The sequence below is a fragment of the Yersinia aleksiciae genome, from assembly GCF_001047675.1.
Lineage (GTDB): Bacteria > Pseudomonadota > Gammaproteobacteria > Enterobacterales > Enterobacteriaceae > Yersinia > Yersinia aleksiciae.
Genome location: NZ_CP011975.1, coordinates 3,900,184 through 3,920,633, shown reverse-complemented (window position 1 = coordinate 3,920,633; position 20,450 = coordinate 3,900,184). Strand labels below are relative to the sequence as shown.

Below are 20,450 nucleotides of genomic sequence, written 5' to 3'. Positions count from 1 at the left end.
TCAGTCATCGCGGCTATTACTATCAATTCAAGCCGGTATATTTAAAGTCGTAGCTCACATCAAACGGCTTCCACCAACGACCAACACCTGTTTCACTGTCGGTATGGCGATGCAAACCTGCTTTGGATGGCTCACTAATGTGATAAGTCACTTTATAGTTACCCACGCCCATCATTTTGATGTTAGCGCCGTAGTGTGGGCCATCGCTGGCAACCATTGGCATAAAGGTGCCTTCTTGTTTAGCGCCAGTATCGGTATTCACCAGAGTGTAAGCGATGGTCAGGTATGGCATCCATTCACCAGCACCGAAACCATTTTTATTGCCTTCAGTTGCATGGATATCAGCTTCCAGATGGATGTCGGCCTTCGCTGCTGGTAAGCCCATACCGCGAGGTTCCATATCAATCGGCTGCAAGTAGACCGCAGCAATTTCCATATCATTAATTTTGATAGGTTCGCCGGCTGGGTACTCTTTAAAGGCAAAAGCAGCAGGTGCTGCAAAAATGCTGGCGATGATACTGCTGGCAATAATCGTTTTCTTCATGGTCATGTAGCACACCCTCTGGTATCAAATGATAAGTACATTGTCGTAATTCACACCGGCATCATGCCGGACCATTATGCTGGGATAGCACGACCGCGCCGTTGCATTACCCACAGGGCAACCAGTGCAGCAATCAGTAATATCCCTTGAGGAATCAACGTTTCCAGGTATGGATAGATTCCCAACCAACTAATTTCAGGTACGCCCGGTAACAGGGTCGGCTCAAACAGTTTGCCCTCAATCAGCTCAAGGACACTCTTACCGGCGAACACAAACGCCATCAGGTACATAAAGCTACCGGTAAACATAAAGAACGGCTTAAGTGGCAATTTGACCACGGTAAAGCGCATGACCAGATAAGCCACCAGCAAGAAAATACAACCGACGCCAAAGCCCGCCAGAATCGATAAGTGGCCACTGGTGGTACTGGCATCGCCCATCAAAGCCAGATAGAACAGCACGGTCTCGGCCCCTTCACGGTATACCGCCAAGAAGCTGGTCAGCCATAGCCCTATCATCGAGCCGCTACTGAGTGATTTGGAGAACTTCCCTTCGAGATAGGCTTTCCACTGGCGTGCTTCTGTTTTTGATAACAGCCAATAGCTCATGGAGAACAGCATCACCACAGCAATTATCATGGTGAAGCCTTCCAGTAATTCGCGACTTTGCCCTGAATTGGCAAAGAGCCACTGGAAGACAAAGGCGGTGAGCACACTGGCAATTAATGCCACCACGACCGATTGGCGAATCAGCGGCAGTTTGTCCTGATGGTTGTTTTTCACCAGATAAGCGACGATGGCCGCCACAATCAGCAAGGCTTCCAGACCTTCGCGGACAATGATCAGCAGACTGTAGATAAACAGGCTCCAGTCGGTTTCATCCCCGCCACCTAACATGACGACCGCGCTGGACAGATCGTGCTGCAAGGCCACCGCTTCAGCTTGCAGTTGTTCAACCGGTTGCCCCGCTTTCATCAAGCTAACCAAGCGGGTGAAATGGCCTTCTAGCGTTGATTTAAACGCCGCATCACGTGAACCCACTTTGTTCTCCATGCCACTGGCTTCGAACAAATCAAAATAGGTGTCTTGTACCGCCAGCATGGCAGGTGCGGTCTGCCCCTTTTGGTACTGGCCGATGGCCGCTGTAATGGCCTGATTTATTTTGTCGGAGACTGCAGCCCAATCAGCATTAGTTTGCCCATCAGCACTGGCTCCCGCCGCAGAGGATTGCCCTGCATTGGGTTGATCTGCGGTGACTTGTTGCTGCTCACGGGTTGTGGGTAACCCGGGCAGTATGTCTTCAATGGTTTGCAGCAAACCCGTGACGCGATAAGCGACTTCTGTGATTTGGTCGGGCTTGCTGGTTAAATCGATTAATGCGGTGAATTGTTGGTTAATTACAGCGGCGTCTTGTGCAGAACGATTTCCCCGCACTGACATCTCCATCTCAGAGTTCTTAAAGCCTTGATAGTGTGCCTGTTGCACACTTTGGCTGGCGGCAGCGAAATTGCCTGCCTGATACTCACTGATAGCCTGCGCCAGTAAATCATCAATAATCTTGAAACTCTGCTGCCAGTACACGGCAATATCACTGTTTTCATAGGCAGCATGTTGTTGTTCGGCAGTGAGCTTATGACCATCGGTCAGAACGGGTAGCACCCCGGCTAATTCACTTTTAAGCCAGTTGATTTTATTATCAACTTCAGCTTGCGGTTTCCCTTCGCCAATCATGCGGCGGATTTCACCAAAAGCAGCTTCCATCTGATAACTCTTTTGGGCAGAGATATTGATGCGAATCGGCCCTTCCAGGTTTTCAAATACTTCAAAATACGCCATCTGCACCGTGGTGCGGGCTTCATCATTGTTCTGTTGTTGATAGAGTTGAGACGTTTTATCAAGGCGGGATTGGATATCATTGACCAGTTGCTGGTAATCCACCGCGGCCCACGCTAATGAACCAGAAAGCCACCAGCAGAAGCAAAGCAGAATAATTTTGTGCCAAATTCGCATAATGAGTAACGCACATGAAGTTGATAATGAGATTTATTAACATTAACACTAAACAAAGGAAATGTGTCTTGATCCGTATCAAAAAATATTTAGTCTCTTGAAGTTTTGTTTAGAAATGCGTAGCGCCCCGCAATTATTTGCTTGGAAAAACCGTTTTCCATGCGAGCTTCGTGGTCTATCTCAGGCGGTTTAGAGGGGATTGATGGGCAGAAAACAAATTCGCCTGCTGCGGAAATACCACAGGTGAAGGTGACCTAAATCCGCAGACAGGCGCTTATTTCAGTAAAAACATAATCTGAGTAAAATAGTTAACTGATAATATTCATTATCCAATAACTGATATTAAATCAGAAGAAATACTTGAATCTGGCACGAACACCATAACGATCATCGTTTTCGCCATTCACCACTTTATTATTTTCAGCAACTTCCAATTTAGACCAGTAGGCACCAAGGTATAAGTTAAAATTATTCATATCCATAATATTGGCAATTTTATAAGAGGTATGAATTGTGTGAACATCATATTTATCTGGCGAGGTTAATATACCGGAAGTTATCACACCAGCATTCGCACTGTTGAAGTATTCGATATCGTTGTGCGCGTAAATATAGCCAATTTCAAAGTTTCGCCATAAGATATTGGCGCCAGCACTGAAGTTCTTCTCATTGGTTGCATCCATATAAGCTGAACTCAAGTTGGCGACAATACCATTCTCGGGGTCTTTATCCTGATTATTAAAGGTGAAGGTGGCACCATAACCATTACGTTTAGACTGATCCTGCCACTCTCCCTGGTCATCACGATAGCCATAGGCATTGCTGATAACATTACTTTCCATCGCGATGGCGGCAGAGAGGCTGTCTTGTTTCCACGAAATGACCGGGCGAACATAAGCAACGTTTTTTTCGTTTTCCAGCGTGTTGCCATGGTATGTATTATTGGCAAACAGTGAAGTGCCATCTTTTAGTATGGTGTTAACTTCAAAATACCAGTTACCCAGATATTTGCTCACCAAGAAGTTACCGCCATTATTGCTGCGCCCACGCCCCTCTTTCATCATATAGATATAGCCATAGCCGTCGCTATATAAGTCATTCGCGGTGTTCCCTGAGTGCTGGACAAAAGTATCCTGATTCAGTGGGAACATATCGTAAGCTTCAAAGCGGCCGACTTTAACTTTCCAGTCTTTCTCATGACCAAAGAAGAATGCCGCATCATCAAGGTTCATGCTGCCGCCAACGTCGGCTAATGGTTGCACCGTAAAGCCCGCAAAGTTGCCATTATTCAGGCGGCGATAACCATCCAAACCAATAAGAATTCGTCCATTAATATCCCATTGTTCCCTGCTACCTGCTTTCCAGTCTTTATTTGCACTGGTACGTAGTGAGGTGAGTTGTCCGCTCTTACTGGCTGCGTCCATATTGATTTCAACATCACCATATAATTTAAGATTCCCTTGAGGAGTTTCCCAAGTCACTTCAGCTAACGCAGGCAATGATAAAAGACTGGTAAGTCCAACCAGTATAAACTTATTCATATTGACCATCTCTATTTAGGATAATGTGAAGTAAAAAACACTTTCATAATGTGTGGGCGACACTCTGCCCACTCGTTTTCAAAGAGTTAATAATTTATTTATTGTTATACCCAGAAGCATTAATTGGCAAATAACATGCCATGGTTAAATATTCATATTTGACCTCTGCGAGAAAGTTAATATATATTTATATTATCGGATGATATTTGACGGCGAGAAGTTAATTACACTCGCTGATACAGTAATACTAATTCATTGGTTAATTCACGCGCTAATAGCGATGTCATTAAGTGATCCTGAGCATGGACCATAATTAGCGTCATCGGCGTTTTAGCTTCACCTGCATCTTGTTCAATTAGTTTGGTCTGCATACGATGCGCCGCTTTTGTGAACCCGTCAGACTCCGCTAACAGTGCATGGGCTTGCGTGAAATCCCCTTCACGCGCAGCACGCAAGGCTTCAAAGCACAAGCTTCTGGCTTGACCGGCATTGACGATGATCTCCATGACGGCTTCTTCAAGATCAATCATTTTTCTCTACCTCATCAAAGCCTTGGTTGTTAGCTGTTGCCGCGAACCATTCACCACTTTTCTTCACAATACGTTGTTGTGTTTTCAAATCTAACTGCACGAAACCATAGCGATTTTTGTAAGCATTGCACCATGACCAATTATCAATAAACGTCCACATATGATAACCCAAGCAGTGGCTCCCTTCAGCTAATGCGCGGTGAACCCATTTTAAATGTTCAGAGACAAACTCAATACGGTAGCCATCATTGATCTGTCCGTTCTGGCTAAAGCGCTGTTCGTTTTCAACGCCCATGCCATTTTCTGAAATAAAGCAGCGTGGATTATCGTAATTTTCACGTAAATTAGTCAGAATATCGTAAATACCGGGCTCATAAATCTCCCAACCTCGATGCGGATTCATTTTGCAACCTGGCATTTGATAATAATCAAACAGCCACTCCGGCATAAATGGCGCATCAGGATTAACCCGGCTATCACGGCATTTTATTCTACGCGGCTGGTAATAATTAATGCCGAGCAGATCAACTTTCCCCTCAACAATTAACGCACTGTCGCCGGGCTGACAATCCGGTAATTGATCGTAATCTTTCAATAAGGCGACAAGTTCTGCCGGATATTCGCCACGTAATACCGGGTCGAGGAAACTGCGGTTAAACAGTAAATCTGCAATGTTAGCCGCGTTAACATCCGCCGGGTTCTCGGAGCGAGGATAGGATGGCGTCAGATTTAAAATAATGCCGATTTCGCCACCTAATTCGCGCTGACGGTATTTTTTTACCGCCAAAGCATGGGCCAATACAGTGTGATAGGCCACGGTTGCTGCGCGCTTGAAATCCACCACATTGGGGTAATGAAAATCATACAGATAGCCGCCTTCAACCGGCACGATAGGCTCATTGAAGGTAAACCAGTGTTGCACCCGATCGCCAAATAGGCGGAAGCAGGTGTCAGCATACTCTGCATAGGACTCAACAACATAGCGGCTTTCCCAGCCGCCCAGTTCTTGCATCACCGTCGGCATATCAAAGTGGAACAGATTGATAAAGGGGGTTATCCCCTGCGCCAGTAATTCGTCAATGACGCCATTGTAGAAATCTACTGCCTCTGGGTTGACTTCACCCCGTCCCGTTGGTATCAGACGCGCCCAGGAAATTGAGGTCCGGAAGCTATTGTGATTTAACTGTTTCAGTAGTGCGATATCTTGCTGCCAATGCTGGTAAAACGTCGACGTCTGCTGCGGTCCAATTTGCTGATGGAAGCGCCCAGGCTGCTTTGCAAACCAAGTGTCCCAGACAGTTGCACTTTTGCCACCACTGAGGCTCTCACCTTCAGTTTGCGGGGCGGAACTGGCGCTGCCCCACCAGAAATCACGTGGAAATTGATACTTCATCGTACTCTCCGTAGAAATTAATTTAATCCGGGGTTAGCGCGTCTCAGCGGCTTCCGCAAAGCTCTGTTGTTGCTCTTTCTCTTCGTCAGCTTTCAGCAGACTGCGCTCATAAGCTTTGAGGAATGGGTAGTACATCACCGCAGAGAACACCATACATAACAAGCACATCACTACCGGACTAAAGGCCCAGTTTGCCGCCCATGAGGCACCAATAGGTGCAGGTGTAGTCCATGGTGTTAATGACACAACTTGTGCGATCCAGCCCAACTTGGTGGCGATATAAGCCAATGTGGCATTGATCATCGGAACAAAGATAAAGGGCAGGAAGAACACCGGATTCATGATGATTGGCGCGCCGAATAGAATCGGCTCGTTGATATTAAAGAAGCTCGGCACAATCCCCATCTTGCCAATAGTCCGCAAATGAATGGCTTTGCTGCGCAGTAACAGGAAGGCAAGCGGTAACGTAGAGCCCACGCCACCAATCAGCAAATAGTGATCCCAAAAACCTTGCAGGTAGATGTGTGGCAGAGGTGCACCCGCCGCTAATGCCGCCTGATTCAGAGCCAAGTTGGTCATCCAGAATGGGTTCATGATACCGGTGACAATCAGCGCACCATGAATACCCGCAAACCACAAAATTTGGCAGAGTAATACCGACAGCAAAATAGCAGGTAGCGAATCTGAAGCTGAAACCAGAGGTGCCAACAGATGCATGATAGCTTCAGGGATAATCATTCCGGTGGATGACTCGATAAATAAGTTCAGCGGGTGCAGAGTCGCGACCACCGCCACTACGGGGATCAGAATTTCAAAGGAGCGCGCAACGCCAGTCGGTACCTCTTTGGGGAGACGAATAGTAATATTGTGGCGCTTTAAAAACGCATACAGTTCAGTGGAATAAACCGCAGTAATGATGGCGGTAAAAATCCCTTGGCCAGAGAAGTATTGGGTTGAGATATGACCGTCGGTATAAGGAGCCGCCACCAGCAAGAATGACATCAATGCCAGCAGACCAGTCATGATCGGGTCGAGCTTATATTGTCGCCCAAGACTTGCGCCAATCCCAACCGAGATAAAGAAGGTCATGACCCCCATGCTGAGATTGAAAGGCAACATCAGTTGGTTGCGATAGGTGCTGGAAAAGTTCAGCCATGCACGAGCAAAACCCCAGGTGGTATCGGCAGAAAATGGCGGGAAGATAAAGACCAGCATAAACGAGCCGATGATCATAAACGGCAGTGCCGAGGTAAAACCGTCGCGGATCGCGATAATGTACTTTTGTTGCCCTAACCGCCCGGCCAGCGGCGTGATGGTTTGCTCTATCATCCCAACCATTGTTTGGTAAAGAGAACTCATTGCAGATACCTTTTATTTCACTGCATTAATAAGAGATAAGGCGAAGTCGAGCACCTTATCACCGCGTTGCATACCGTAATCCATCATGTCGATGGTCATCACCGGAATACCCAAAGGCTCAGCTATCGCTGCCAAATCCCGTTGCATGTATTTCACCTGCGGCCCTAACAGCACCACCTGATAGCGGCTGAATTGCTCGTTGAACTCGCTGGCACCAAAAGCATCAATCTGAACGTCAAGTCCACGTGTTGCCGCTTCAGCCAGCATTTTTTTCACCAGCATACTCGTGGACATCCCCGCTGAGCAGCACAACATTATTTTTTTCATTACTTATAGCCTCATTGTTATCTTGTCATATTGAGCCTCATTGGAAACAAATTGGAAACCGGTTTCCATCCGAACAAGAGAGATATGAGAGCGCGCTCAAATATTTACTTACTGAAAGATATGCAGTTGTGAATGACGTCACAAAAAGCTAAGCAGGAATTAAGGTTTTACCGGATACTTTCCGGTAACAACGGTTTCCGTAATGGCGATCAGGGTATAGAATGAGTGGCGTTGGATGGGAACCAAGGATAAAGGGAACTGATAAGGCCCTCTGGCCTTTGATCAGATAAAGTGGAGTGAAGTTATGTCGACTATTAATGATGTATCGCGGTTAGCCAACGTATCTAAAGCCACTGTGTCTCGGGTGTTGAGCGGGTCACGCGGAGTCAAGGAAGAGAGCCGTCAGGCAGTAATGAAAGCGGTCGAAACACTTAACTATAAGCCGAATGTGATCGCGCAATTTCTGACCGCGCAGTCAACGGGCTGTGTCGGAGTGATTTGTGCCACTGAACATATTCAGCAAACAACCAGTTATCTGTTTGCCTTGGAAAAACAGTTTAGTCAGCATCAAAAGCACTTATTACTGCGCTTTGCTGACAACAGTGTCGGGGTCGCTAACGCCGTCACCGAGCTTGCCAATGGTCTGTGCGATGCCATTATCATCATCGGCGCACGCTTCCCGCTGCCGCCCCCCGATGAAAAAACCATCATGATCGATTGCCTTGAATCCTCGACCCCTAACAGTATTTTATTCGATCACTCATTTGCGGCAGAAACCGCCTGCCACTATCTGGTCAGTCAGGGCCGTCGGCATATCGCGCTGTTAAACCATGCTTCGGGCACGGTGGCAGAGCAGACACTACTGGGTTATCAGCGGGCGCTAGAAAATTATCTGATCCCCTATAATCGCAGTCTGGTGATGGGCAATGTTCTCTCCTCTTCCGAGGCGTTACAGACACTGTTAAACAATGGCGTGCAGTTTAATGCTCTGCTGGTGATGGATGAGATTGAAGCCCAAAAAGCGATTGCGCTGCTGCATCTCTTCAAACGCAGCGTGCCAGATAAAGTGATGGTTTTCAGCCTGGACGGTTCCGTGCAATTACCGGGTGTCCCAGCAGTACCCGCCATCGAGTATTCGTTGGAAACACTGGCCAGAAAAGTTGTCGACTTAATTGATGCCCGCGCGGGTAAGCATGTAAACCCACAAGTCTTCCGAGGCAATCTTGTGGTTCCGCACGGTTTAACCGAGTGAAAATACCTATTTAGGTGATTCGATAATGAATGCCATTCAGACCGATTATGACGCTATCCGTGCCACCCTCAGCGATAACAGGCTGATAACGCTATTACATATTGGTGATGGATCTACCACGATAACAACATCTGATGCCGATAACGCCGTGATCGCGCAGCCGCTCACTGTCGGCGCAATCAACACTGCTCGGGCCTATTTCCGACACAATCCGCCGACCCCAGATGAGATGGAAACCGCCATTATGGTGGTTGAAGATGAAGTTATCCGTATCAGTCCTGCGGTGAATAGATCTTCGCAACTCTTTACCACTGACCGTCATATCGCGGAGATTGCCCAGTTGGCTGGTTTGCCTTTGCAGGCTGAAACCCTGATGTCACTGGAGTCAGTGGAGCGAATGTTTGATAGATTAGCCGCCGTGATGATGGGCAGACCTGCGGCCTCCGAAGGGATTCCGGCAGATAATGAGTTTGCCGCTCGTCTCCTGATTCTGCGCGAATTTATGCATCATTTGCAGTTTTCGGCGATTACCGTGGTGAGGTTACAGAACGCGGGTGATTAGCTGTGAGATAACGTTCTGACTAGAGAGGAGACTGACAGCGGCAATGTTCATCGCACACTGTCAGTCTTTTTTAGGCTACTTTTTCTAGCAGTATCGTCGCTTATTTACTGGCTTTTGGGTCCAGATTATCCGCAGGCAATTCACCCGGCAGATAGTCAGGTAAGCGACCGGCAGGGAAAATGGCCAGCAGTGATAACAGCGCCATGATCAGCAAGCCAAATTTCAGCGCACGTAAACGTGCTTCTTCGTTGACTCGCACCGCTTCCGCAACCTGTTCAGGAGTCGCAGTCGTCTGCGCCAACACACCTTGTAGGCGGTCATTACTGACAAAGTTGATGCTATCCATATTGACCTGAGCCTGAATCTCTGGCGTCAGAATTGGCGTTTCAGCCACGCCACGCATCACATTGGCACTTAACAAGCCCACGAGCAAAGCACCAGCGACCGCCGTACCGATGGCATTTGCCAGGTTATTGGTGGTGCCACGCAGTGAACCCACATCGCCTGCCAGTTCTTTTGGTGACGCGCTGACCAATACGTTGAACAGCAAGGTCACCAGTGCGCCCTGAGCAAGGCCGAAGACTACCAGACCGAACAGTACCGCGAACTCACTCCAGTTATTGCGTACCACAAATGCCAGCCACAACAGGGCGATGGTACAAATGATAAAGCCATAACGGCCGATTTTACGTGGCGTCAGTTTCTTGTAGAAACGGACAATCAGCATCGCAGAGAAGAACACAGACAAGTTAAACGGCATCATGGCGATCGCCGTTGCCATTGGGGTACTGCCCTGCACAATCTGGATATACAGCGGAACAGAGAAGTTCAGCATCGCTTCCAGTGCTACCACGGCGAACATGGCAAACACGGCGGCTTTCTCAGTGGATGAGGTAATCACTTCCAGTGCCAGTAACGGCGTCTTACCTTGTTCCTGGCGGCGACGTGTCCAGACCACAAACGCCTGACCCAACACGATACCCAGTACAATCATGAATGGTGCAGGTGAAAAGCCCAGTAGATCAAATGGCGCACCGTCACGCACTAAGCCGAAGCCCCAGCGGTTCAGGTTATTGAAGCCAAATGACAGCAAAATAATGGCCGAAGCGGCGAGAATCACACCGATGATATCGATGCCCACTTCTGGACGGCCTTTATCTGCTTTCAGACGGAAGCTCAGTACAAAGATGACTGCCGATAGCACAATCAAAATACCGAACGCTGGACGCCAGCCGATATAAGTCCCGAGAATACCTCCGATCAGAAATGCCGCGACACCAGCACCGGCACGGGCAGAACCCAAAGCACCGAGCGCAGTAGCCTGTTGCGTACCACGGTAGTTTTCAGCAATCAGCGCTACCAATGCGGGTACCAAGGCTGCACCTGCCAGGCCACTTAGTGCCTGCGCGCTGATCATCACGGTAACATTCGGGCTGAATGTCATCATGACCTGTGCAATACCAAACAGCAGAACTGTGCTGCGGAACACCACCAGTGGCCCAAAACGTTGGTTGAGTTTGGCACCCAGCATAACGAAACCGGCAACGGACAGTGAGTACATCACGATCGCAGTCGCAATCGTGGTCGGTGGCACATTAAAACTTTTTACCATCCCACCTAAGGCTACTGGCAGGGAGGCAACGTTGAATGACATTAAAATCTGGGCCAATGCGATGGTTATCATCGGCACCCAGGACTCTTTAACTTCCACGCCTGCGCGGAGAGTTGATTGATTCGCCATAAATTTCTCTATCCTTTTGACATGTTATTCTTGTTTTCAAAACCATGTGTTTTGCAGTCACTTAGTTTTTGAAACGATCGATTTTCAGAGCAATGCCCACTTGTCGAGGCTCAACCCTTTTCGGTGTAAGGCTCAGAAACAAACATGTCCATCCCAAGACGACGTGATAAGAATCGGGCAGCTAATTGTCCTTTGACACTGTTACCGGCAGCATCCAGTAACGGTGCGAAGGTCCCCAAGCCACCCTTACCAGGTGACACTGTCACAATTCCGCCACCGATACCGCTTTTACCGGGTAGACCGATGTCATACAACCAGTCACCTGAGGTTTCGTACAGCCCTGCTGTTACCATTACGGCTAATGCGTAATGACACACATCGTTGTCCACCACTCGCTCACGGGTCAGTGGGTTCACACCGCCATCAGCCAGTGTTGCGCCCATCACGGCGAGATCTCGTGCACTGACATTCAGTGAACATTGGCGGGTATATAAGTCGGTGGCAATCAGCGGATCACAGCCCAGACGCCCATAGCCTTGAAGTACGTTGGCGATGCCACGATTGCGGAAATTGGTTTCACAGGCTGATTGATACACTTCTTCATTCAGTGTCAGTTCGCGCCCAGCGAAGCGGCATAAACCGTCATAAATGAATTTCCACTGCTCATCACTGGTTGCCCCCGGCACTAAGCTAGTGGTAGCAATTGCACCGGAGTTCACCATTGGGTTTGTGCGTCCATCGGGTGCGCGTTCAATCGCAGTGACAGAGTTAAATGCCATCCCCGTACTATTAACACCCAATTTTTCGCGGGCCACTTTTGCCCCAATAGCCTGACAAACCAACGCAAAAACAAAGGGTTTAGAGACGCTCATTATGGTAAATTCATAGTCTACATCACCGGCTGAATGCACTTTACCGTTAGTGCCGACCATGCATACACCAAAGAGATTCGGTGGAATACGCTCCAATGCGGGGTAAACTGTTGAAACCACACCTTCTGTATCTGTGCCAAAACGTTGATGGGCTTCTTGCACCAGTTTAACTACTGTGTCTGGATCCGGCAGATGTCCGGTGGATACGTAGTCGATAATTCCATTCTTGCTATCATCTGTAGGCATATTGGTTATCTCTCGTTTAACTTCTGTTTATTATTCTGTCTTTCTTTTATCTATTTAGCTTATTTTAAACGGCGAAAATACGTCCTTCGTTTGAACTTAGAAGGAATGGTAATAATCGATTTAAGCTTCTTCTACCCTTGGTTTTATCAATTAATCATGAAATTCTTAGAGTAAGATATCCTAGGTTAAGAAAGCTGTATATCACTTGTTTTCAATAATTTGATTGTGATTGAGATGAGGAAAAAACATCATGACTATTTTAGAATCATAACATTAAAGGTAAGGGACGAAGAAATTGGCAGCCATGTATTTAATTACAAACAGCCGATTCCCATGTCAGTTAGCAATAATCTGACATAACAGCGCAACAAAAGGATGAAGTTTGCCGTTAATGACTAATATTAATAAAAATGAAACAGCACCAACCGCGATATTTAATGCTGTTACAGGGGGAAAATTAATACGGATAATTGTTCTCCCTTCTCAGGGTAGGGAATGAAATCACATCATTTAACATCTGTAGTTTATGCTTTTCATCTTATCATTTACCAACGAAATTAGTTGATTAGCGTTAAAAAATGACAAAGACATTTTTACTAACACGTATAATCACATTAATTACCATTCCATACTCGGTAAACAGGCTAACTTAACAAGCAACAGTCATGGTATCGATTGAACGTCACTAACAGAAACTGACAGAGGTGGCCGAACGTGACTATCAGCATTGTTGAACTGGCTGAGTCTGGATGTATCGCCTTGCGCCGTGGTGCGGCGGCGTGTGAAAGGTAAAATTTGAATAACTATATAAATCGTTATGTAGCTAAAGTAACCCCAAGTCTTAGCATCCTAATAACTAAACAGCGTAAACTATAGGGTAATTTTGTAAGCCCGCTCATTGGGTTTACTGCTTTTGGTACTATACCCATTTCATCAATCTAGACGTCTGAGAATCACGCAGGCCGGTGTCTCTGGAGCATGACATGAACAACGCAACATCGGCAGGCAAGCAAAAAGTACCGTTACGGCTCAGCACCTCAATTACCTTGATGGTTTCTGCGGTGATTGTCTCTGTGTTGTTGGTGGTGCACACGCTTTTCTTCATTCAGCTCAGCCAGATGGCACAAGAGAGTTTACAAAACAAAGCTGTTGCCGTTGCGCGAGCCTTATCTTTCTCACCCACGATCATTAACGGCTTAACAGACCCGCTGGCCGGACAGAAGATTCAGGCTTATACCCAGAAAGTACAGAAAGCCAATGACCTACTATTCATCGTTATTACCGATATGAAAGGCATCCGTTATTCACATCCCAACGCTGAAATGATCGGCCAGCATTTTATCGGCAATGACCTGCTACCCGCATTGCAGGGCAAAGAGAATAGCGCGGTTAATCGTGGTGTGCTGGAGCAAGCATTGCGTATTTTTGTTCCCGTTTATGAGCCACAGGGAAAACAAATTGGCGTAGTGGCGATTGGTATTTCCCTTACCAACATCGATTCAGTAGTGAGTGAAACTCGCTGGACTATTCCATGGACCATCTTATTTGGTGCTCTGATTGGTTCACTGGGAACCTGGTTTTTGGTTAAAGCGCTTAAGCGAATTATGTTGGGCTTCGAACCTTACGAAATATCTAATTTGTTTGAGCAGCGGAACGCTATGCTGCAATCAATTAAGGAGGGCGTTATTGCGGTTGATGCGGACTCTCGTATTACCGTGGTTAACCATGAAGCCAAGCGCCTATTCAAGCAAAGTGGACCGATGGAGAATTTACTCCTGAGTAATGCCAGTAAATATTGGCCGGTGCGTTTGTACTTGCAGCAGGTTTTGGAAACTGGCATCGCCCGCCGTGATGAAGAGATAAACTTTAATGGCAGTATATTACTGACCAACACTGTCCCAGTGATGGTGGAGGGTAATGTCATCGGCGCCATTGCTACGTTCCGCGATAAAACTGAAGTGAGCCAATTGATGCAACGCCTGACCGGCATGGTGCATTACGCGGATGCTTTGCGGGCGCAGTCACATGAGTTTATGAATAAGCTCCATGTGATTCTCGGCTTATTACACATGAAGTATTATCAACAACTCGAAGATTATATCGTTAAAACATCGAATAATTATCAGGCAGAAATCGGCTCTCTGCTGCGTAAAGTAAAATCACCGGTCATTGCGGGCTTTCTGCTAGGGAAAATTAACCGGGCACGGGATTTAGGTATCACATTATCCATCAGCGACGATAGCTTATTGCCGGATACAGATAATGAACAAGTGACCACCACCTTAATCACAGTGCTAGGAAATTTGATTGAGAATGCCATGGAGGCCATTGGCAACCAGAGCCAACGAGAGATCAATGTCAGCTTCCATTATCAAAATGGCCGAGTGCATTGTGTCGTCAGTGATGATGGACCGGGCATATCAGCTGAAGTGCAAGATCGTATTTTTGAAAATGGCTTCTCCACCAAAGGAAATGAACACGGCATCGGTTTGAGTCTGGTGCGCCAGAGTCTAGAGAGCATTGGCGGCGATATTGAGTTTGACTCTGAAGCAGGTGTTTTTACACAGTTCTTTATCACCCTCCCCTACGACATTACCCTTAATAATATGACATCTAATAACAATGTAACTTCTAGCGATATTTCTTCAAACAACATCAGCGCGGTAAATCATGATTAATGTATTAATAGTGGATGATGATGCAATGGTGGCTGAACTGAACAAGTGTTATCTCAATCAGGTAGCCGGTTTCAACTGCTGCGGTTCAGTTTCCAGCTTACAGCAAGCCAGAGAATACTTAATGGCAGCGGAGCAGCCGATTGATCTCGTGCTGTTGGATGTTTTTATGCGCCAGGATAATGGATTGGACTTGCTACCAGTACTGCGTGAATTCAGCGTACAGACTGATGTGATTGTTATTTCATCAGCTACCGACGTGAACACCATTAAAAAAGCACTGCAATATGGGGTTGTCGATTATTTGATTAAGCCTTTTCAGTTCTCACGTTTTGAAGAAGCACTGTCCACTTACCGTGAAAAAAAGAGCTTGCTGGAGCAACGCGAGTATTGCGCTCAAGAAGATGTGGATTCATTACTGCGGCGTAGCAATGTGACCCCCGCCGAGCGTAAAAAGCTGCCAAAAGGGCTAACTGCGCAGACATTACGCACAGTATGTGAATGGATTCAGGAGATGCAAGACGGGGAGTTCTCAACTGAGCAGATGGCGAACGCCATTGGTATTTCGCGGGTTTCTTGCCGTAAATATCTGATTTATCTTTCAGATACCGAAGTCCTTAGCACCAAGGTTCTTTACGGAGCGACCGGACGTCCTGTGTATCTCTACAAGCGCTTACCCAGCCAGCAAGAAGTATTAAAACAGTATTGCCAGTAATAGGGGACGCCTAAGCATATCGTCCTGAAAAACAAGCGGCATCCGATAAGGGATACCGCTTGTTGCACCAGTCCCAACAAAGGGATTTACATAATCCAACCTAATAGCAGCGTGGCACCAATCACGGTAGATGCACCACCAATACGGGTTGCTATCTGAGCAAAGGGCATCAATGACATTCGGTTAGATGCGGACAAAATCGCTACATCACCTGTCCCGCCTAATCCACTGTGACAGCTAGTGACAATGGAAGCTTCAACCGGATACATATTTAAATAGGGAGCGATAATAAAACTGATTGCAGCCATGGATAGCACCACGGCACCACAGACCACGATATACCCGACAGAGAACACCGCGACAACACTTTCCAGCGGAACATAGAGCATCCCCAGACCAATCATCAGCGGCCACACCAGTGTTGTAGAGACAAATTTGTACCAACTATGCGCGCCCTGCTCCATTTTTGATGGAATAAGCTGTGCGTATTTGCACATCACCGCAATCAAGATCATCAATACCGGGCCAGGAATATGAACAATATGTTCAAACAGCCCTCCAACAATAAAGAAAGCGCAGGTCATCAACAACCCACCGCCCATTAACTGGAAGTCTGCTGGTTTTGGCCCCTCTTGCGAGGTAAATATCGCATTGTCCTTTGCCGAACGAATTAGCATCCCCTCACCATTAAGATCTTTACGTCGCATACCAATACGCGCCAGTGCTCCCGCACAAATAATCGCAAAAATATTCCCGACCACCGCCGCAGGTGCGAGTTGAGCGACATAGACATCTGGAGACTGCCCAAGTATGGCTGAATACGCCAACGATAATGGCAAGATACCTTCGCCGATACCACCACCGATGATGGGGACAATAATAAAGAAGAAGGTGTGATAAACGGTAAAACCAAATAATTTACCCACCAATAAACCCGTCGCTACTGCGGTTAACGTGCCTACGACCAGCGGGATAAACATCCGCGTCATCCCTTGGATGAGCACCACGCGGTTCATGCCAAGAATACTGCCGACCACCAGACTGGCTATCACAAAATAGAGTAAATTTGCTTCTTTCATCAGTAAGTGGACGGTGTCCAACGTATTCGTTTGGAAAATACCAAAGTAAACCAGAACCGAGGGCACCATTAAGCACAAAATGGCTGGCCCACCGATATCTTTCAACACGGGGATATGGCGGCCAATGTGTGATAAAACAAATCCCATCGTCATGATCACAGCCAAACCGCCAATCATATTTTTCGGCAAATAACTGGCATAAGCTGAAATGAACACGATGGCCGAAATAGTCATAAATAAGACCATTGGCATGGTATTTATATTCATCTCGTTAATATTTGAAATAAATTTTCTGGTTACAGATTTATCTGTCACATCAATTTTATCGGCGGATACAAGAGCGACATCCTGATTTGTTTTTTTCATTTTAGACCTACGTTGGGTAGCACCTAAGGTACGAGAGATGGCTTATCTAATGCCTAAAGTAGATAACATTCATCCAATTAATACTTCTGATGAAAACATCAAGCAAACAGGCAATGGAAAATAAATTACCTACATTACACATCAAATATTTAATTGAAATGTAAATATATACCGTCAAAGTACCACTCGATTAAAAATAAAAAAACAGCCAAGGCGATTAGTATTTCTGTTTTTGAGAAGATATCGTCAAGTTTATTATAATTAACTTAACTTGGCGTTTTGTAATTAAATAATCTGAAGAGGGTGATTTTTGTCTGGTATGATTTTCAGTTGGTGCTGAATAGATTCATGTTGAGATGCTGTTCGGGTCGACCACCACTACTCATCGTCCGATGATGAACCAACAAGACGAACTAGGTATATGATTAAATACAACATTTCGTCATTTGAAATAGTGATGTTCAGCAGGTTTTTGATGTAATCCCAGATTAACATACTGCATCGGTACTCACCCAGATACTCGCGAATCACTTGTTCAAAAATAAAGTCATCTTTAGTTTCAATCTGACTACTTTCAATCATACGCTGAATAAAAAACTGCATATGGGTCAGAAACCGTTGGTAATTGAGTGAGTCTTGGTCAATCACAACATTGAAGTGATATTTGATGATATTAAAGATATCTTTCAGCATCTTAACTGAGAGCAATGTGCTCTCCATTCTCTGGATATTGGTTTGCCCATTCACTAAATGGAATGCAATATTTCCGGCTTGTTGCGCAATGGCTTCATACCACAATTGACCCGTTTGGCCGGACTCAATATTATGCCAAATAGGGTTGTGTCAGTGGGCGGACTGTTTTCCGTCCAACGGCATGCAATATCATTCTCAAAAAATTGTGCGTCCGACCTCATATCACCCCAAGATATGTGTGCTTTATGTGCAGTGCGTGACTTAGGTCATTCAGATAGAATATCCGCATAAACCTATTGAATAAACAGATTCCATTATAACAATCTAGTACCTGGGTAAATATCATCGATAATATTAATGTCGCTACATAAAATAAATAATAGATATAAATAGAGAGATAAAAAACAATGATAGCTCATCATTAATGCAAATAAGATAAATTGCAATTCTGCGCAAGGAAATAATCAAAAAGTGTAAACTAAACCAAGAAATAGTTAATATCAAATCGATATGTATATAATCTATATTTAAGATAAGCACTGATTGATTTTTCATCAATTAAACAATGATCTATGAATTGTTGAAAATTAAATCAATAAGCCACACTAATACAACTACTGAAAAACATTCTAATTGCATATAAATCAACCTGCCATTTTCAATTACTGACTCTGCTAATAACACAAAAAAAATAATTTATAAGTGAATATTTTTTTGCCTCATCACGACAGAAACGATAGCATGCCCCTCCAGAAATCTAATGACAGCAATAAAACCATAATAATGGAAGGCGCTAAGACGCTATTTATGCATTAACCTTTAGCAATCAGTTGCTGTAATACATTCACGATGATTGCACGACAGACAGGAAAATAGGGAAAGTCTATGATGTCAGGTAAATACTCTGCGGAGACCCATCACACCGCAAAAAAACGCTGGTTAGATTCTCATGATACTGGCTACCACAAAAGTATGGGGCGACGTCATATACAGATGATAGCTATCGGTGGCTCTATTGGTACAGGGCTGTTTTTGGGGACAGGTGCTCGCTTACAAATGGCTGGCCCAGCACTGGCTTTGGTTTATCTGGTATGTGGGATTTTCTCGTTTTTTATTCTCAGAGCTCTCGGCGAATTAATATTACATCGCCCTTCCAGTGGCAGCTTTGTCTCTTATGCCAGAGAGTTTTTAGGCGAAAAAGCGTCCTATGTCGCCGGATGGATGTATTTCCTTAACTGGGCCATGACCGGCATTGTTGATATTACCGCTGTGGCACTTTATATGCACTATTGGGGCACATTCTCTGATGTCCCACAATGGCTGTTTGCACTCGGTGCTCTTTCCATTGTCGCGACCATGAATATGATTGGTGTTAAATGGTTTGCTGAAATGGAGTTCTGGTTCGCACTAATAAAAGTGGCGGCCATTGCCCTATTTTTAGTCGTGGGAGTCGTCTTCCTTGGGACAGGACAGAGTGTTGCTGGGCATCCTACGGGCATTCATCTCATCACCGATAATGGTGGTCTCTTCCCTCATGGGTTATTACCAGCGCTGATATTGGTCCAAGGAGTCATATTCGCTTTCGCGGGTATTGAATTGATCGGCACCGCTGCCGGTGAATGCAAAGATCCGGAAAAAATGCTACCAAAGGCCATTAATAGTGTCATTTGGCGCATCGGCCTATTTTATGTCGGTTCCGTGGTACTACTGGTCTGTTTACTGCCATGGAATGCCTATCAGGCGGGCCAAAGTCCTTTTGTAACATTTTTCAGCAACTTAGGTGTCCCCTATATTGGCAGTATCATGAATATTGTGGTATTAACTGCCGCACTTTCTAGCTTAAACTCGGGCCTTTACTCTACTGGCCGCATTCTACGCTCGTTATCAATGGGCGGTTCAGCACCTAAATTCATGTCCAAAATGAGCCCACAATCCGTCCCTTATGCCGGAATATTAGTTACCGTGGGAATTTATGTCTTGGGCGTGTTACTAAACTATCTTATCCCATCACAAGTATTTGAAATTGTATTAAACATCGCCTCTTTGGGTATTATCAGTTCATGGGCATTTATCATTGTTTGTCAGATGAAATTACGCCAGGCAATAAAACAGGGAACAGCTAAACCAGTATCCTTCAAGATGCCTGGTGCGCCGGTCACATCTTGGCTGACACTCTGTTTTCTGTTCGGTGTTTTAGTGATGATGGCTTTCGACTACCCGAATGGTACTTGGACCATCGCCACAGTACCGGTGGTCGCCATGTTACTCATTGCGGGTTGGTACAGCCTACGTAAACGCGCCAGCGAAGTTGCTGCTGCACCGATAGAAGTTATATCGCAGGATGCCTTATTCAGCGAATCTGAAATCCCCAAAACACCCCCCAAAGAGCTATATAAGCAAGAGTCGGCAGGCTAATACCTTCTGTCATTGAAAGCCTGTAGGTGGGTCATTGCACCTACAGGTTGGATTGAATTTTATAACTGGCTAAATCAGAGCTTGCTCAAAAGAAAATCACGCAACACAACTGCATATTACTATTTCGCGGC

15 protein-coding genes and 1 pseudogene are annotated in these 20,450 nt (G+C 45.9%); 5 read left to right on the top strand and 11 right to left on the bottom strand.

Features of this window, described 5'->3' with window-relative positions:
• Positions 1-22 precede the first annotated feature (22 nt).
• The 7 genes from ACZ76_RS17555 to ACZ76_RS17525 all read right to left on the bottom strand — a co-directional run bounded on the left by ACZ76_RS17555 (position 23) and on the right by ACZ76_RS17525 (position 7,703).
• Positions 23-550, bottom strand: coding sequence for an iron transporter (locus ACZ76_RS17555; protein WP_004390794.1), 528 nt, complete (start codon positions 548-550; stop codon positions 23-25).
• A 68-nt stretch (positions 551-618) separates the two neighbouring features.
• Entirely contained in the window at positions 619-2,553 is a 1,935-nt protein-coding gene (locus tag ACZ76_RS17550; protein ID WP_048620065.1) for an FTR1 family iron permease, read from the bottom strand.
• A gap of 347 nt (positions 2,554-2,900) precedes the next feature.
• Entirely contained in the window at positions 2,901-4,103 is a 1,203-nt protein-coding gene (locus ACZ76_RS17545) for a carbohydrate porin (protein ID WP_048620064.1), read from the bottom strand.
• 215 nt (positions 4,104-4,318) lie between these two features.
• Positions 4,319-4,624 carry a PTS lactose/cellobiose transporter subunit IIA gene (locus tag ACZ76_RS17540; RefSeq protein WP_048620063.1) on the bottom strand — a complete coding sequence of 102 codons (306 nt, stop codon included), beginning with the start codon at positions 4,622-4,624 and terminating at the stop codon, positions 4,319-4,321.
• Complete coding sequence (locus ACZ76_RS17535) at positions 4,617-6,017, bottom strand: glycoside hydrolase family 1 protein (protein ID WP_048620062.1); 1,401 nt, start codon at positions 6,015-6,017, stop codon at positions 4,617-4,619. The genes ACZ76_RS17540 and ACZ76_RS17535 overlap by 8 nt, the downstream gene beginning before the upstream one ends.
• Positions 6,018-6,050: 33 nt before the next feature.
• Positions 6,051-7,376 carry a PTS sugar transporter subunit IIC gene (locus ACZ76_RS17530; RefSeq protein ID WP_048620061.1) on the bottom strand — a complete coding sequence of 442 codons (1,326 nt, stop codon included), beginning with the start codon at positions 7,374-7,376 and terminating at the stop codon, positions 6,051-6,053.
• Positions 7,377-7,388: 12 nt separating this feature from the next.
• Positions 7,389-7,703 (bottom strand): PTS sugar transporter subunit IIB, encoded by a 315-nt coding sequence (locus ACZ76_RS17525; protein WP_048620060.1) that lies wholly within the window; start codon positions 7,701-7,703, stop codon positions 7,389-7,391.
• 304 nt (positions 7,704-8,007) lie between these two features.
• On the opposite strand from ACZ76_RS17525, the gene ACZ76_RS17520 reads away from it, so the two are divergent.
• Together ACZ76_RS17520 and ACZ76_RS17515 are read left to right on the top strand one after the other, a co-directional pair.
• Entirely contained in the window at positions 8,008-8,955 is a 948-nt protein-coding gene (locus tag ACZ76_RS17520; protein ID WP_048620059.1) for a LacI family DNA-binding transcriptional regulator, read from the top strand.
• 25 nt (positions 8,956-8,980) lie between these two features.
• Positions 8,981-9,517 carry a hypothetical protein gene (locus ACZ76_RS17515; protein WP_048620058.1) on the top strand — a complete coding sequence of 179 codons (537 nt, stop codon included), beginning with the start codon at positions 8,981-8,983 and terminating at the stop codon, positions 9,515-9,517.
• Between the two features lie 100 nt (positions 9,518-9,617).
• On the opposite strand, the gene ACZ76_RS17510 is transcribed toward ACZ76_RS17515, so the two are convergent.
• On the bottom strand, positions 9,618-11,258 hold the full coding sequence (locus tag ACZ76_RS17510) for an MFS transporter (protein WP_048620057.1): 1,641 nt from the start codon (positions 11,256-11,258) through the stop codon (positions 9,618-9,620).
• Between the two features lie 110 nt (positions 11,259-11,368).
• Positions 11,369-12,376, bottom strand: coding sequence for a glutaminase A (glsA, locus tag ACZ76_RS17505; protein WP_048620056.1), 1,008 nt, complete (start codon positions 12,374-12,376; stop codon positions 11,369-11,371).
• Positions 12,377-13,359: 983 nt separating this feature from the next.
• On the opposite strand from glsA, the gene ACZ76_RS17500 reads away from it, so the two are divergent.
• On the top strand, positions 13,360-15,054 hold the full coding sequence (locus ACZ76_RS17500) for a sensor histidine kinase (protein ID WP_048620055.1): 1,695 nt from the start codon (positions 13,360-13,362) through the stop codon (positions 15,052-15,054).
• On the top strand, positions 15,047-15,766 hold the full coding sequence (gene dcuR / locus ACZ76_RS17495) for a two-component system response regulator DcuR (RefSeq protein WP_048620054.1): 720 nt from the start codon (positions 15,047-15,049) through the stop codon (positions 15,764-15,766). Before ACZ76_RS17500 ends, dcuR begins: the two co-directional genes overlap by 8 nt.
• Positions 15,767-15,852: 86 nt before the next feature.
• Here dcuR and ACZ76_RS17490 read toward each other — a convergent pair whose 3' ends face one another.
• Together ACZ76_RS17490 and ACZ76_RS17485 are read right to left on the bottom strand one after the other, a co-directional pair.
• Positions 15,853-17,211: a 2-hydroxycarboxylate transporter family protein gene (locus ACZ76_RS17490; protein ID WP_048620053.1), complete on the bottom strand. Its 1,359-nt coding sequence runs from the start codon at positions 17,209-17,211 to the stop codon at positions 15,853-15,855.
• A gap of 378 nt (positions 17,212-17,589) precedes the next feature.
• Positions 17,590-17,988: pseudogene (locus ACZ76_RS17485) on the bottom strand (PRD domain-containing protein); the annotation flags it as partial.
• 801 nt (positions 17,989-18,789) lie between these two features.
• On the opposite strand from ACZ76_RS17485, the gene ansP reads away from it, so the two are divergent.
• A complete protein-coding gene (gene ansP / locus ACZ76_RS17480; protein ID WP_048620052.1) occupies positions 18,790-20,319 on the top strand; it encodes an L-asparagine permease in 1,530 nt (509 codons plus the stop codon).
• The last annotated feature ends 131 nt before the right edge of the window (positions 20,320-20,450 follow it).